Source organism: Paenibacillus odorifer, assembly GCF_000758725.1.
Taxonomy (GTDB): Bacteria; Bacillota; Bacilli; order Paenibacillales; family Paenibacillaceae; genus Paenibacillus_AQ; species Paenibacillus_AQ odorifer.
This window is the reverse complement of record NZ_CP009428.1, coordinates 516527-532269: the sequence shown is the minus strand read 5'-3', so window position 1 is coordinate 532269 and position 15743 is coordinate 516527. Positions and strand designations below refer to the sequence as shown.

The window sequence follows — 15743 nt, the reverse complement described above, 5'->3', positions numbered from 1 at the left end:
GGAGGGGCATTATTTTTGTTCCGATACATTCAATATAATTTTAATCTCTATTGTTTTCCCTATGTAAAAATTAACAAAACTCTAGAATAAATTTGTCGTAATCCATACTGAATTCAACAATATACATAACATGCAATTAACATGTTGGTGCTCTATTAACCATAAAAATACTAGATTTATTATTAATATTGTATTTATGCACTGTTTTTATACTAAAATCACAACATTTCAATTTTTAGATTTAATTGATGCAAACTTTAATTTATATTCATGTAAGACAACCTTTCATTTTACATTTGAATGCTAAGATTTAATAGGTTGTAAATAAAAGATTCGAGGGGAGAATGACTTATCCAAATGATTATTTCTTCAAGAGTAAGAAAATGGTTCGCTACTGGACTGGCAATGTTAATGGTTGCCGGCAGTGTGTTACCAGCTGTCCAGACTGCCGAGGCAGCACCGGATAATAGCAACATTGTTATCTCGCAGGTCTATGGTGGTGGTGGAAACGGCGGAGCGGAGTTTAAAAATGATTTTATTGAATTATACAATCCTACGAATCATCCAGTAGATTTGACTGGATGGAAAGTTCGGTATACCTCAGCGGCCGGAACCTTTAGTAGTGGAACAGACTTAAATGGAACTATCCCGGCAAATGGATACTTCCTTATTGAGGAGGCCGCTGGAGCTGGAGGAACTACCGACTTGCCTACTCCTGATGTTAGCAAGGGAATCCTTGCTATGAGTGGAACAAACGGCAAAGTCGACCTCGTTGATAAATCAGGTACAACGATTGATTTAGTTGGCTACGGAACAGCCACAAATGTCGAGGGAAGTGCGACCGCTGCTCTCTCCAATACGACAGCCGCTATCCGTAAAGCTGCGGCTAATGCACCGGCAGACAGCCGCGGTCTAGATATGGATAACAACTCTACGGATTTTGTTGTCCAAGCACCAAGTCCACGAAACAGCAGCTACGGTACATTACCTGAATTACCGGAGACTGCTAGTTCCGTATTAGCTTCACCAGCCTCTAATGCCTGGCCGGTAGGCACAGAAATATCTTTAAATTCTCCAACGGTTGGAGCATCCGTCTACGCAGCTGTTTATGGATCAGGTGGTTCAACTAATTTTCAACCTTACACAGGACCTATTACCTTAACTGAGGACACTACGATTAAAGCGTATGCTTCAGAACCAAATATGCCAGACAGCCCTGTATCGACTTTTGATTACACGATTCTGGCCAAAACAGATGTTGCAACAGCACGCCTTGCTAGTAAAGGTCAGAATATTTTAACAGAAGGTATCGTAACTCACATTAATGCAGCAAAAATGTATATTCAGGATGAATCTGGCGGGATCGTACTTTATGGATTTCCAGAGTTCGCAAACGTTGGAGATCGTGTTGAAGTAATCGGCACAATGGATATCTACAGCAATCTGCAAGAAATCAAATTCCAAAGTGGACTTCAATACAATGTAGCTGCACAAAATGTTGGGGTGCCTGCACCAAAATTGATCACCGCAACCGACTTGTCTGCCGCGAACGGCGAAAGCCACGAAGCTCAGCTGGTAACTATGAATAATGTGACCATAGACAATGTAAATGGCAGCACGGTGACTGCTAGCCAAGGTGGACAACAATTCACAATTTTTTCAACCCTGCCTAAACTAGTTAAGGGTAAAACCTTTGACAATATCACTGGGGTTATCGAGCAATATAATACGATTTATCAATTCATTCCACTTAACGAAAATGCTTTGGTGGAAGAAAATTTTTCCGTTATGGCCAGCCCTGGCGCAGGTCGCATCATCAAAGGAAGTTCTGTGACCCTTTCCAGCCCTACTCTTGGAGCACAGATTTACTACACGACCAACGGAACTGAACCAACAACAGCAAGTAAACTTTATTCAGATCCGATTACAGTTAATCAAGATCTTACCGTCAATGCAATTGTCGTAGCAGATGGCAAGACAAGTAAGGTTTATACCTTTGCTTATAAAGCGTCTGAACTCCCTCGTATACATGATATTCAAGGAGAATCTCATGCTTCTGAGTATACAGGTCAGAACGTTTCTGATGTAGAAGGCATCGTTACCCAATACGGGTACACCTTTGCAACTGGCGCTTATAGAGGTTTCTTTATGCAAGATCCTCAACCAGACGATAATGTAAACACTTCGGAAGGTATTTTTGTATACAGCACTAATTCATCCCTTAAACCTCAAATTGGAGAGTTAGTCCAAGTTAGTGGAGCTATTTCCGAATACAACGAAGGTAACGCAAGTAATTTAACCTCTACTCAAATTACTATGACTTCAATAAAAGTGGACTCCTCTTCAAGTTATACTGTGCCGGTGCCTGTTGTACTTGGTAAAGGCGGGAGAGCAATTCCGTCTACCATAATTGACAATGACGGCATGGCTAATTTTGAGCCTAATGAAGATGCAATTGATTTCTACGAATCGTTAGAAGGTATGCTAGTCAAGCTCCCTACCCCTACGATTATCAGTCCTTATTGGACAAGTGGTAGCGGAAATTCTATGCTCTATAACATCCCTACAAGAGTAGAAAATGATACACCTGATGTCATCACACCAGCTGGTGGATTAGTTCTCAAAGAATACAACCAATACAATCCTCAGCGCCTCATCATCGCTTACGGAAATCCGGGGCAAGAAGTCATCACCGGAGATAAGTTCGCTGGAGATGTTACTGGTGTCATCGGATACAACAACGGTAACTTCAAAGTGATTCCGGAAAACGGTAAGCTTCCAGCCATCACTCCAAGTACCTTTAAGCAAGAAACAACTACTCTTGAAGTCAATGATAGTAAGTTGTTGATTGCATCGTATAACATTGAAAACTTCTACCCCGGTGTCGGAGCAACAAAAATCCAGAAACTAGCCGACTCCATCACAAACAATATGAAAAAACCTGACATTATCGGCGTTGTCGAAATGCAGGACAGCAATGGTGAAACCAATAATGGAATCACTGAAGCAAGTGCAGCCGAACTGATTAAAGCCATTGAAACCGCTGGCGGTCCTGTATATAAATACACAGACATCGCTCCGGAGAACAATATGGATGGCGGTGCCCCAGGCGGAAACATTCGCGTAGGATTCCTGTACAATCCAGCAAGAGTACAGCTTGCAGACAGTGTGAGCGGACAAAAAGGTACAGCTACACAACCCGTTGGATATAATGCAGCGGCAGATCAATTGACCTACAATCCGGGCCGAATTGATCCAACAAACTCTGCCTTTGCAAGTTCACGTAAACCCCTTGCTGCACAGTTCGTATTCGGTGGCGAAACAGTAATTGTGATCGCTAACCATTTCAATTCAAAAGGCGGCGATACCGGTCCTTTCGGAAACGTTCAGCCCCCTGTATTGTCCAGTGAAACACAGCGCCATAAAATCGCGGCGGTCGTAAACGGATTTGTCAAAGAGGTTCTGACTGCAAATCCTAAAGCCAACATCGTAGCTCTTGGTGATTTGAATGACTTCCAATTCACTAAAACTGCAACCCTCTTAAAAGGTACAGAACTAGACAATTTGATCGATACATTGCCTTTAAATGAGCAGTATACGTACACCTATGACGGAAACTCTCAAGTGCTAGATCATATTCTTGTCAGTAAAAATCTAACGGCTTCTTCTAAAGTAGATGTCGTTCATCTAAATGCCGACTTCTCACCATCGAATGGCCGGGTATCCGATCATGATGCGGTTTTGGCACAGATTGATTTTAATACTGCTGAAGACTTCCCACTAACCATTCTGCACACCAATGATACACATGCAGGATTAGATACTGTCAGCTCGCCAAACAACATCTTACGCCGTGTAACAGCAATCCAAGATGCCAAGGCGACTACAGAGAATCCTATTCTTGTAGACGCAGGTGATGTGTTCTCCGGAACGCTTTACTTCAATAAGTATCTGGGTCAAGCAGATCTGGCCTTTATGAATCTGGTCAAATATGATGCTATGACTTTCGGTAATCATGAGTTTGATAAAGATTCAGATGTACTGTCCAAATTCATCGGCAACGCTAAGTTCCCATTCGTCTCCTCCAACGTGAACTTCTCAGCGGATGATATTCTTAGCAAAATGTTCACCAATGAAATCGGCCGGTCAGGTAATGCTGGAACCATCTACCCTGCGCTGATCAAAGAAGTAGACGGCCAACAGGTCGGCATCATGGGTCTGACGACAGAAGACACGGCGAACATTGCTTCACCAGGTAAAGTGACCTTTGAGAATGCCTTCGCTAAAGCGGAAGCAACGGTCGCTATGCTTGAAAAAGAGAATGTTAACAAGATCATTGTTCTCTCACACCTTGGCTACGAAGAAGATCTCAAGTTAGCCAAAGCTGTTAACGGCATTGATATTATCGTTGGGGGGCACAGCCACACGCAACTGAATCAAGCCGTTGTTGATAACAGCGATCCTAACGCACCGAAGCTTATTGTACAGACCGGTGAAAAAGGTCTTTTCCTTGGACAACTTGAAGTTAAATTTAACCAAGATGGCGTACTGACCGATTGGAAAGATCAATTAATCTCCATCGATGCTAAAAACGGCACTAACTACGTTATCGCCGAGGACCCAGAAGCCAAAAAGATCCTGGATACGGAGTATAAGCCGGGTATTCAAGAACTAACCAATGAGGTAGTAGGAAATTCAGAGGTTGTTCTAAACGGCGTTCGCGATAATGTGCGCACAAAGGAAACTAATCTTGGTAACCTGATTGCCGATGGCATGCTTTATGCAGCTCAAAAAGCGGGCACTAATGCCGTAATCGCCCTGCAAAACGGCGGCGGTATTCGCGAATCCATCAACGAAGGACCGATCACACAAGGCGAAGTACTCGGCGTACTTCCATTCAACAACGATCTGGTTACGATCACTTTGACTGGACAAGAAATTAAGGATGCCATGGAGAACGGGGTTTCCAAAACGCCGGCAGCAGACGGACGTTTCCCACACGTTGCAGGGTTGAAATTCTATTACGACTCTACGAAACCTGTGAACGAACGTGTACTGCGTATTGAAGTGAAAAACGGGGATAAATACGTCCCTCTGGATCTGAACGCATCCTACGAAGTAGCTACGAATGCTTTCACAGCTAAGGGTGGAGATTTCTATACTTCACTTGAAAAGGCCTATAAAGAAGGTCGCGTGAATCTGCTGTACCTACCGGACTTTGATGTATTTACGAAGTATCTGCAGAAGGTTGGAACGGTCACTGCGAACACTTCCGCCGTTGAGGGCCGGATTGTTGATCTAAAAGGTGCACCACTGCCGGAGACAAATCCAACTCCGACACCAGACCCAACACCAGTACCAACACCAGATCCAACTTCAGTGCCTACATCAGTACCAACATCGGCTCCAACAGTACCAACCGCTACAGCTACACCATCACCAACTGTTGCTCCAACTGCGGCACCAATTGCTTCAGCACAAGTAACAACAATTAATGCTGCTGATCTAACCAAACAACTTGCTGAACTGCCAGCGGGTAGCCAAGAGCTGGTTATTCCGGTTAAAGCTACTACAGGTGGCGCTCAAGTAGTGCTTCCAGGCAGTGTGCTTGTAAAACAAGCAGCAGCACAGCCTAACACAGTTCTTACCTTTACTACTGATGGCGCTTCTTATTCCTTGCCACTCCGTGTTGTAAACAGCGCAGCGCTTGCCGCTCAATTAGGCACCAGCGACTTTACAATTACGGTATCTATTCTACTAGCGAATTCGGGAACACTAAGCAGCACAAACCAAGCTATCGCATCACAGCTAGGTAATGCTACTTTAGCTGCTCCAGTAATCGAATTCAGCGTTTCAGCGCAAGCCGGAAGTAAGAGTGTGCCGCTGAACAATTTCGGCAGTACTTATGTTAATCGGACGATCAATGTACCTACTTCCTTAAATTCAAATAACGCAACGGCAGTGGTCTTCGATCCTGCTTCAGGTAAGATCTCCTTCGTGCCTGCTATCTTTGTTCCTAAAACAGATGGAACAACGGACGTTACGATTAAACGGAACAGCAACAGCTACTACACCGTTGTTAAGTCTTCCAAAACGTTCGCAGATATTAACGGACACTGGGCTAAATCATCCATTGATCTATTAGCTACCAAACTAATTGTCAGCGGAACAAGCAACGATACGTTCTCTCCTTCACAGTCGATCACACGTGCTGAGTTCGCCGCATTAATTACGCGTTCTCTGGGACTTGCGACAGGTAATGGTGAGACCACATTTAAAGATGTAAACTCAAGTGCTTGGTATGCTGATGCTATACGCACCGCAGCAGAAGCCGGTTTGATTTCCGGTTATACCGATGGCAGCTTTAAGCCGGGTAGCCCAATCACTCGTCAGGAAATGGCCTCGGTATTAGCGAAAGCCATCAAGTACACAGGTAAAACCTTAAATGCCGATCCTGCGGCACTGGCTAAATTCAGTGACGCAGCAAGCATTCCTGCTTGGTCTCAAGCAGCAGTAGCAGAAATCGCTGCTGAGGGAATTATCCAAGGAGCAACAGACGGTTCCTTTGCTCCACAGAAGCTGGCAACTCGTGCCGAAGCGGTTACGATGCTGGAGAAGACATTGAAATCTCTCCAATTTATCAACTAGCAAAAGCTGATCTCCAGCTCTGAAGACAAAAAGGCGGTTTCCCGAGTGCGTAATGCACCCGAGGAACCGCCTTTTTTAATAAACCAACCTGATCTGTAGGAAGTGTTATGATTCCATCCCAGCTTCACTCTCTTCGTAATGGCTCGTATCCCCGTGCAGCAGGATTTCCGGCACACCATCCGTAAAATCAACCCTGCATAAGCAGGTCGGATAAATGTAAGGCAGATCCCAGAGCTTAGGCAGCGCTCTGCCCTCAAAATAGGCCATTAACAGCTTAATCACTACTGTATGTGTGACAATAAGAATGGTCTCACCTTGATGGTTAACGAGAATTTCCTGAAGCTTACCCAGCGCCCGTCCCTGCACCTCTGCGAAGGTCTCACTGCCCTCCACTTTAAACTGCTCAGGGTCTTGCCAGAAATTGCGATGCTGCTCCGAATACTCGCTCTCCAGCTCAGTAGAATCACGGCCTTCCCACACACCCATGCCAATCTCTTTGAACGCCTCAGAGGTCTTAAGCGGAGTACTCCGCTCTCCACGAATAATCTCAGCTGTGCGCAGCGCCCTTGGGCTGGGGCTTGCATAGATGACATCCAGCTGTTCAGTGCGCATTCCCCGGCTCAGCCATTCTGCCTGTTGCACACCAAGAGCCGTCAGTTCAGAATCCATATGTCCCTGCATCCGATGCTGCACGTTCCATTCCGTTTGACCATGCCGGGTTAAAAATATCGTTGTTGTACTCATGCCAGCTTCTCCTTCCGTTTCCCCTATCCAATGAGTTTTACTTCCTGTTCTGTTCCATCCAGTTCACTGCATAATCTACGATTTCCCGTTGCGGAATCAATTGAGCGGTTGCGGAAGCAACCTGTCCATATGTAATAAGTCCCGTCTCTTGTCCAAACTGATCTGCCAGCTGAACGAAATCGTCAGAATCCCAATCCAGTTCCTTAAATTCAACCCACTGTCTAACTCCATCCACCATGATGGGCGCCCCGCCAAGGGTTTCCTTCTTGCCAGCATAAGATGCGCGGCATTCGGCAAGATGCAGGGAAGTATTATTAAGATTGCCTACACCCAGCAACAGTACATGTCCGCCCAGATCGTAAATACGAGCCAGCGGAGAATCTTCCCCCAGGCCCATTTCAAGCGCATGACCATACATAATTTCATCTCTATGCTTGCCCCAAGCGGCAAACGAATGTATCGGATGGTCACTGCGTTTTACTCCGTTTTGTTTACGGAAGCAGTCCGGAATAACCCCCATTCCTCTAAGCTGGGTCAGGTCTGGATCATAAGGCGGCATCTGCTCGCGGATACTCTGCCACCACGCCTCCGGCACCGGTGGGTTGCTCCAGCCTGCGGGATCAGTTAGGTCACTTGAATGAGTAGGCATTACCAGCGTGCCAGATTCTCCGAGGACCTCCTCCAATGCCAAAATAACAGCGACCGGGCCCCCGGCTACCCATTGGCCTAACGATTTAAAAGAAGAATGCAATAAAATCGTCATGCCCGCCTTAACGCCCAGTCGACGAAAATCCGCTGCTAATGTCTGAACCGTAATCAAATTGCCTTGTATTTCTTCCACCCTTCATTCCTCCAATGAATCTTCTCAAATCCATTATATAGGAGGGCCGCTTCTAAATGCATCTTCAAAAGCCTCAACACTCTTCGGATACTATTTTCGCTCTATAATCACCTGGGGAAATCCCCTCCAGCTCTTTAAAAACACGGGCAAATTGTTTACTGTTCTCGAAGCCTACCTCTTCTGAGACTGTTGCGAGCTTACCGCAGCCTTTTGCCAATAGCTCTTTAGCATGACGGATGCGGACCTTTTTTAAATAGATAACAAAATTCTCACCGGTATATGCCTTAAAGGCTTCGCTAAAATAAGAATAATTCAAGGATACATGATTGCTGACCATAGCCATATTCAGTGGACGGGCGTAGTTGGCTTCAATATAGCTCAGTGCCTCTTCCATATCCGCATGCTCGGTATGCGCGGACCTTACGCCTACAATGTATTCATTCACACTCAAGAGTAAGTTCTCCAGCGCACGATAATATTCGTGGAAATGACGATAGTTGTACATATTGCCTACCGTACGATACAGCTTCAATACCTCTACCGAGGCTTCGCCATGCACCCGAAACACTTCATCCAACACCAGCTCGTTTACATTCTGTCCCACGGACTCCAGATAAGCTAGGTCCAGTTCCTTCAAATGCTCAGTTTGAAAAATCACAGATAGAAGATGCTTCATCTCCTTCTCGCGTTCTGTTCCCAGCATATTGAGCAGCTTGCGAAGCTCCTCCTTAGGTAACGGAAAGTTAGACCGTCCCTGGCCAACATCCCCATAATCCAATAAACTCACTTGCGGATATAAAAAAGTATATTGCAGTGCCCGGCATGCTTCCTTATAACAGGAACGGAGGTCCTCAAGACTTCCTCCTTCGCTGCTAATCCCAATCGATAATCCCTTTATTTCCTTAGCTTCAGCTTGTCTGGACAGCTCCATAAAATCCTGTTTTCTACTCCCGATCAAGACTAATTTGCCATCCCAATCCGTTGTGATTTCCGAGAAAAACTTTTCAAGCGGTCCGATCAATCGTTCCGCCAGTCCCTGAACATCCCCCGACTTCATTCTTGTTCCGTCATTGTAATAGTAATTCAACACACCAACTGTAAAAGGTGCTTGCAGATCACTTAGCCACTCTTGCTGCTCACGCTCCAGCGGAACCTCCTGCTGCATTAGCAGTCCCCGTAAACGACTGGACCGCAGTTCCCTGCGGAAGTGTTCCGTTTCCTGTTCCAGCTGCCTTGCGCTGAGATCCTGTTCTTCCTGTTCCTTATCGATATTCTTCAAAATTTCGAACAACTCATCTCGGCGAATCGGCTTCAGCAAGTAATCCTTTACGCGATAACGAATCGCGCTTTTGGCATATTCGAAATCATCATACCCGCTTAAGATCAGCACTGCTGGGCTTTTCTCACCACTTGTTACCTTAGATATCTGCTCCAACAGCGTAATTCCATCCATCACTGGCATACGTATATCTGTAATAATAATATCTGCACCTTCGGTCTTAAATATCTCGAAACCCTCTGCGCCATTACTCGCCATTGTGATGGTATACACGGACGGAAATTCTCTTTCTATCATAGTCTTGAGACCGTAACGGATATTCTTTTCATCATCAATGATCAGTAGCTTCTTCATAGTTGTTTTTCTCCTGTCAAAAGAACTTTCGGCAAGGTCAGACGTACCATCGTCCAACTCCCTGCTTCACTCTGTACTACAAGCCCATATTCATCACCATAAAAGATTTGCAGTCGCTGATGTACATTTCTCAGTCCAATACCACCTGTTCGGCGGTCAACATCTCTCTGTTCTGAGGCACTCTCACAGCGCTCATCTTTCGCATAAATCGCCTCGTTCAAAGCAACCAAACGCTCTGGAGTTAAGCCGATGCCATTATCACGAAGCTCTATGCAAATATCACCTTCCGTTTCCGAAATATGAATATGAATGTTCGGGTCCTGTAAATTCTCTTTCTCGTCGCACCAAGCATGCTTAACACTGTTCTCTACAATAGGCTGCAGTGACATTTTCAGCACCTCCAGCTCCAAATATCGAGGTTCAATATGAAGCACTAACTTAACCGGATATTCAAAACGAATATTCATCACTTCAATGTAATTTTCAATGTGGCGGACTTCATCCCGCAGCTTCACATACTCTCCGGACCATTTAAAATTATAGCGCATCATCCCACCCAGCGAGGTCAGTGCGTCCGAGATCGTTCGCTGGTTCTCAATTTCAGCCAGCATTTTTATATTTTCCAGCGTATTATACAAAAAATGTGCGTCAATCTGGTTATGCAGCGTACGCAGCTCAGCCTCTTTAGACAACGCCTGCTTGCTCACTGCCTGAGCCACCAACGTATTGATGGTATTCATCAGCTTGGAGAAATGATGGGCAAGCTCCCCGACTTCCCCTCCACCACGAATCATTATTCCAGTGTACGCTTCACCTCTGCGCACTTTTTTCATCGTTTCGGTCAATCTACGTAGATTTTTTAGAATAAAGGCATTTGTCACATAAGCGATCAGCGTTAGTAAAGTAATAAAACCAACATTGGCTCCAATGATTAAGTTGCGCGTGCGGGAGATATCCTTCATCACTCCCTCCATTGACACTACATTTAGCAAATAAGCATCAATTCGTTCTAGCGGAGTGTTAATTAACAAAAACGATTTACCATTCTCCGAGTAATTACTGTCCCATTCGCCAGTTTCCCGGAACTGCTTATACCGTTCTGCAATCATATCAGCCATCTCTAGATTATCCTGCAAAAAAGAGTTGTCCGGCCTGGTGAAAAGCTGCAGCTCACTATCCACAAGGAACATCTGGGTCTGATTATCCCGTACATCTGTATACGTCTTGGGTGTAAACCGACTCAGCAGCATATCCACCTGCACCATGCCGATATGATTGTCTGCTGGCCGACTCTTCTCACGCAGCAAAGAAACCTTTGGCAGACTCTCCGTCGGTGCTCCCAAGTATCTCTGCATCAAATCCGGATCACTTTTCTGAAAAGACCAGTATTCCTGCCCTTTCAATTGAAGCGCTTTCTGAAACCATGGGGTGGAAGAAACTCGCTCTTCGCGAAAGATAATCGGCCAAATTTCATGCACCTTATTGCTTCTCGAATACAGCCGTAAATGCTCAATATTCGGATTATTAAATTGAATACGAGTCATATTCACATAGGCATTTGTATTAAAATCAACCAAATCTACTAGCTGCGGCTCGGTTTCATTCGCTAAGAATTTTTCTACTTCAGCATCAGAATAAGCCATTTGTGCCGCCCGTTCCATCGCCTCAATCTGATTATGAATGTGCAGCTTCTCCATTTGCGACAAATAATCATTTTTCTCGACGGCATCGCGGAGATAGGTATTATTAATGGCTTTATAGGAATAGACAGAAACCAGCATACACGGGCCTAAAACAATAAAAACATAAGCTGCAATTAAACGGCTCTGAAGAGATCTCCGCCCCCACCAATAACTAAAAGAATGCCATAATGCTCTGATTCGATCTCGCCTATTCACTTTATACACTTCTGTCCTGTCCACCTCGCTAAAATAGTGAATATTCAAATACTTAATAACTATTCCTTATTATAATTCGAAAATAACCCAAAAGCCCGCAGTTAGCGGGCATTTTGGGTCATGCTTTTTATTTTATGGACAGCTTCACTTTATTCTCTTCATATTTCTTTTGTTGGTAGGCATCAAATACATCTTCGCCTTCCTTCTTTCTCTTCTCTAAATACTCATTCCAAATCTTATCGAATTCCGCATCGGAAGAAGCCATGAGCAATTTCGGCATAGTTTTACCGCGCAACTGTTTCAGCTTCGAAGCGATGATGCCTTCAGGAGAGTTTCCTGTTGGTTCGATTTGTTGGAACTCAGAGGAGCCTATGGATTTACCTCTAGTCCAATCTTCCAATTGCTTAAATGGTTCTACCGATTTAGGAGCCCATTGGTCTGTGATGTTCGTATTTTGCAGCATCCAGAATGTAAAGGAAGATCCAATTTGCTTATCAAACGTCGAACGGTCTTTATTCATCAAATCAAACACTTCTGGTTTAAATTGATCTTTTCCATCAATCGTATCGTAGCTGACACCTTTTTCGCCTAAGAACAAGTCTTTGTTGCCTTCTTCACTGTTCAAGTAGCTGAGGAAGCGGATAGCACGTGCTTTATCCTTAACATCTTTGGAGATCAGCGTTACCGTCCAACCGGAGATACCAGGGCCATCAAGAGTTGGTTTATCCAAGTTCGTATTGGAAGGTCCGTCAACAGCAATATACGTTTTGGTTGGATCCTGTTGGTAAATCGTTCCTAGCTGTGCTGCAAAGTCTGTACGTTGATACAGCATTGCGAAATAACGGCCTTGGGCAATTTTTTCTTCCATTTGTGGGCGTTTGTCGATAAAGATATCTTTAGCCAGCAGACCGTCTTGATTCGCTTGACGAAGTGCCTTCATCCAGCGGATATATTCAGGATCGGTTTCACGAGCATATACCTTGCCATCTTTTTCTCTTGGGATTGCCAAGAAGTTCTGCAGGTAACCTTCCAAAGAATCGTTACCGTTCTCGGTAAATTCATGCAAACCAAGTGGAATAAGCGGCTGTCCATTTACGTCAGGGAATTTCTCTTTCGCTAATTTAAGCGCATTCAAGAAACCTTCTGGTGTGCGCATATCTGGACTTCCAATAGCTTCATACATATCCTTGCGGACAGCGAATACTTGGTTGGATACGTAATTTTCTCCATACTTCTCATAGTCGGCAGGAGAGGAAGAAGAGTTAGGATAGCCATACACATTGCCGTCTTCTTGTGTATACCAGCCCAGCTTATCAGCATCGGATACTTTAAAGAAGTACGGATCATATTCATCAGCAAGTTTGTTCAATGGAAGAACAAGTTCACCTTCGACCATTTTCTTAATCGCATCTTCCCAGAAACCCAAAGTGATGAAATCAGGCAATTTACCGGATGCAATCAGCGTATTAAGCTTCTCATTCTCGTTACCAGCCGGAACGATAAAATTAATATCAACTCCGGTCTTCTTAGTTACATATTGGGAGGTTGGGTCCACGCCCCATTTATTAGGGAACCATGAGAAGTTCAGGTACCAGTCAAATGTAATGGGTGAAGTATCAATCTTCCATCCCGGTTCATCTGCTGATAATGCAGCAGCAGTCGGTTCAGCACTTGCCTCCGTATTAGTAGCTTTAGCGCTGTTAGCATTACCTTCGGCATTCTTGCCAGCATTATTCCCGCTGGAGCAGCCTGCCGCTGACAATGACATCATTATTGCGAGAAGCAGAACTCCCATTGCTTTTGGCTTACGTTTCATGCCCATGCTTGTTTACCCCTTTTCTATGAATGTTAATTATAAGCTCAACCCTAGTGCCTACAGCTGTAGGCAACCAGAGGAGTTATCACTGCTAGACATCAGCCCTTAATGGAGCCGATCATCATCCCTTTAACGAAATAACGCTGCAGGAACGGATACACGAATACTATCGGCAATGTGGTCACTACCATCGTCGCCAGCTTAATGGACTGTGACGTTACGCTTCTCGTAACGCTGCTGCCTTGTACAGCGACCATCATTTGACTAGAGCTCGATTGTGCGACGACCCGGAACAAATACGTCTGAATCGGCTGCAGATCAGTATTATTGATATAGATCATACCCGTGAAGTAATCATTCCACTGATACACGCCATGGAACAGCGCAATGGTAGCAATTACAGGCATGGATACTGGAAGTACGATTCTTAAAAAGATGGACCAATCATTAGCACCGTCAATCCGTGCCGCTTCTTCCAGCCCATCGGGAATCTCCCGGAAAAAGGTCATGAAGATAATAAGATCAAAGAAGCTAAACATAACCGGAATAATATAGACTAGGAAATTCTCCAATAGGTGAAGGTCCTTCATCAGCAGGAAGGTAGGAATGAGTCCCCCGCCAAAAAAGAGAGTCACTGTACCCATAAGCATGTAGAACTTACCGCCAATGAGATTTTTTCTGGAGAATGCATAAGCTACCATCGCTGTGAAAAATACATGCAGTACAGTACCCAAAAGTGTTTTGGCGACAGTAACCCACATCGCCTGCATGATGCCGGGGCTGGCAAACACGGCCTCGAAATTCTCAAAGCTGAACATCCGCGGCCACCAGTAGATTCCTCCCCGCATGGCGTCATTACCGTTATTGAAGGCGTTAACCAATACGTACCAGATCGGGTAAAGCGTTATGAAGCAGATACATAACATGATGAGGTTATTGATGATATCGAACAGGGCCTCGCCCTTCGTTTTACGCTTAAGTGCAAACATATATGGTCCTCCTTATCCTAGAACAACGATGTATCGTTGATTTTTTTAGATACTTGGTTGGCAATCAGCAGCAAGATTAGAGCGATAACCGATTTTAACAATCCAACTGCAGTTGAGTAAGAGAAGCGGCCTGAGAGAATCCCTGTATAGTACACATAGTAATCAATTACATTACTTGCACTATCATTCAGTGAGTTGCGCAGGACCAGAATCTGATCAAAGTTGGAGTTCAGCACTCCGCTGACCGCGAGAATGAAGAGAATGCTGATTGTCGATTTAATCGCCGGCAAGGTAACATACCACATCTTCTGAAATCTGCCCGCGCCGTCGATTGTCGCCGCCTCGTACATTTCAGGAGATACACCGGAAATTGCTGCTAAATAGATAATCGCTGACCATCCAAGTTCTTTCCAGATATCAGAGGAGATAATAATTGTCCAGAAGTAACCCGGCTCAGCCAAGTATGTAATTGGCTGATCAATAAGATGAAGCGCTAGCAAAATGTTATTGATAATTCCTACATCAGCAAGCCATGTAGCCAAAATCCCTCCGAGTACCACCCATGAGAGAAAGTGGGGCAAATACGAAATCGTCTGTATGGTCTTCTTGAATTTCATTGAACGAACTTCGTTCAGAAATAGAGCGAAGATTATCGGCAAGGGAAATCCGATAATTAGCTTAAACAAGCTAATGCCGAGTGTATTTTTAATTACATTCGAGAGATTGTCATCATCCATGAACTCTTTGAAATGTGTAAGTCCCACCCATGGGGCTTCTGCAATCGTTTTAACGATGTTGTAATCTTTAAAAGCAATGATAATTCCATACATGGGAATGTAGTTAAAGATTATCATCCACGCAATGCCGAGTAGAGCCATTGTCTGCAAATGACGCTGGGCAATGAACCTCTTCCAAAGCGGACTGCGATTTACTTTACCGGTTTCGAAATTGCCAGGAATTAACGGCTTCATCGCTGATCTTACTTCCATGCTTTTTTTGTTCTCCATCCTTTGGACCTCCAGGCTCTATATCTGTATTTAATCTAAAGCGCTTACAATGTTTATGTATCCATTGTATTTGCTTTTGCCTGTCTCCGTAAGGCTTTGAATTTCGGATTATAGGTTCCATTTTTCGGATTCATTGAAAATTTAAGGGCGAGCCGCAGCTCGCCCCT

At 44.6% G+C, this 15743-nt stretch carries 8 protein-coding genes; 1 reads left to right on the top strand and 7 read right to left on the bottom strand.

The annotated features are described in order from the left end of the window. The first annotated feature begins 357 nt into the window (after positions 1-357). Complete coding sequence (locus tag PODO_RS02300) at positions 358-6648, top strand: 5'-nucleotidase C-terminal domain-containing protein (protein ID WP_038568492.1); 6291 nt, start codon at positions 358-360, stop codon at positions 6646-6648. Between the two features lie 105 nt (positions 6649-6753). Here PODO_RS02300 and PODO_RS02295 read toward each other — a convergent pair whose 3' ends face one another. The 7 genes from PODO_RS02295 to PODO_RS02265 form a co-directional block, all read right to left on the bottom strand. Beyond that, positions 6754-7392, bottom strand: coding sequence for a histidine phosphatase family protein (locus PODO_RS02295; RefSeq protein WP_038568490.1), 639 nt, complete (start codon positions 7390-7392; stop codon positions 6754-6756). A gap of 37 nt (positions 7393-7429) precedes the next feature. Beyond that, a complete protein-coding gene (locus PODO_RS02290; RefSeq protein WP_038568488.1) occupies positions 7430-8233 on the bottom strand; it encodes an AAC(3) family N-acetyltransferase in 804 nt (267 codons plus the stop codon). Between the two features lie 73 nt (positions 8234-8306). After that, a complete protein-coding gene (locus PODO_RS02285; RefSeq protein ID WP_038568486.1) occupies positions 8307-9866 on the bottom strand; it encodes a response regulator in 1560 nt (519 codons plus the stop codon). Beyond that, positions 9863-11773, bottom strand: coding sequence for a cache domain-containing sensor histidine kinase (locus tag PODO_RS02280; protein WP_080742381.1), 1911 nt, complete (start codon positions 11771-11773; stop codon positions 9863-9865). The genes PODO_RS02285 and PODO_RS02280 overlap by 4 nt, the downstream gene beginning before the upstream one ends. A 118-nt stretch (positions 11774-11891) precedes the next feature. After that, positions 11892-13586 carry a type 2 periplasmic-binding domain-containing protein gene (locus PODO_RS02275; protein WP_036682600.1) on the bottom strand — a complete coding sequence of 565 codons (1695 nt, stop codon included), beginning with the start codon at positions 13584-13586 and terminating at the stop codon, positions 11892-11894. 92 nt (positions 13587-13678) lie between these two features. After that, positions 13679-14569, bottom strand: a complete 891-nt coding sequence (locus tag PODO_RS02270; protein WP_036682603.1) for a carbohydrate ABC transporter permease — start codon at positions 14567-14569, stop codon at positions 13679-13681. Between the two features lie 17 nt (positions 14570-14586). Further along, on the bottom strand, positions 14587-15576 hold the full coding sequence (locus PODO_RS02265; protein WP_038568484.1) for an ABC transporter permease: 990 nt from the start codon (positions 15574-15576) through the stop codon (positions 14587-14589). Positions 15577-15743 lie beyond the last annotated feature (167 nt).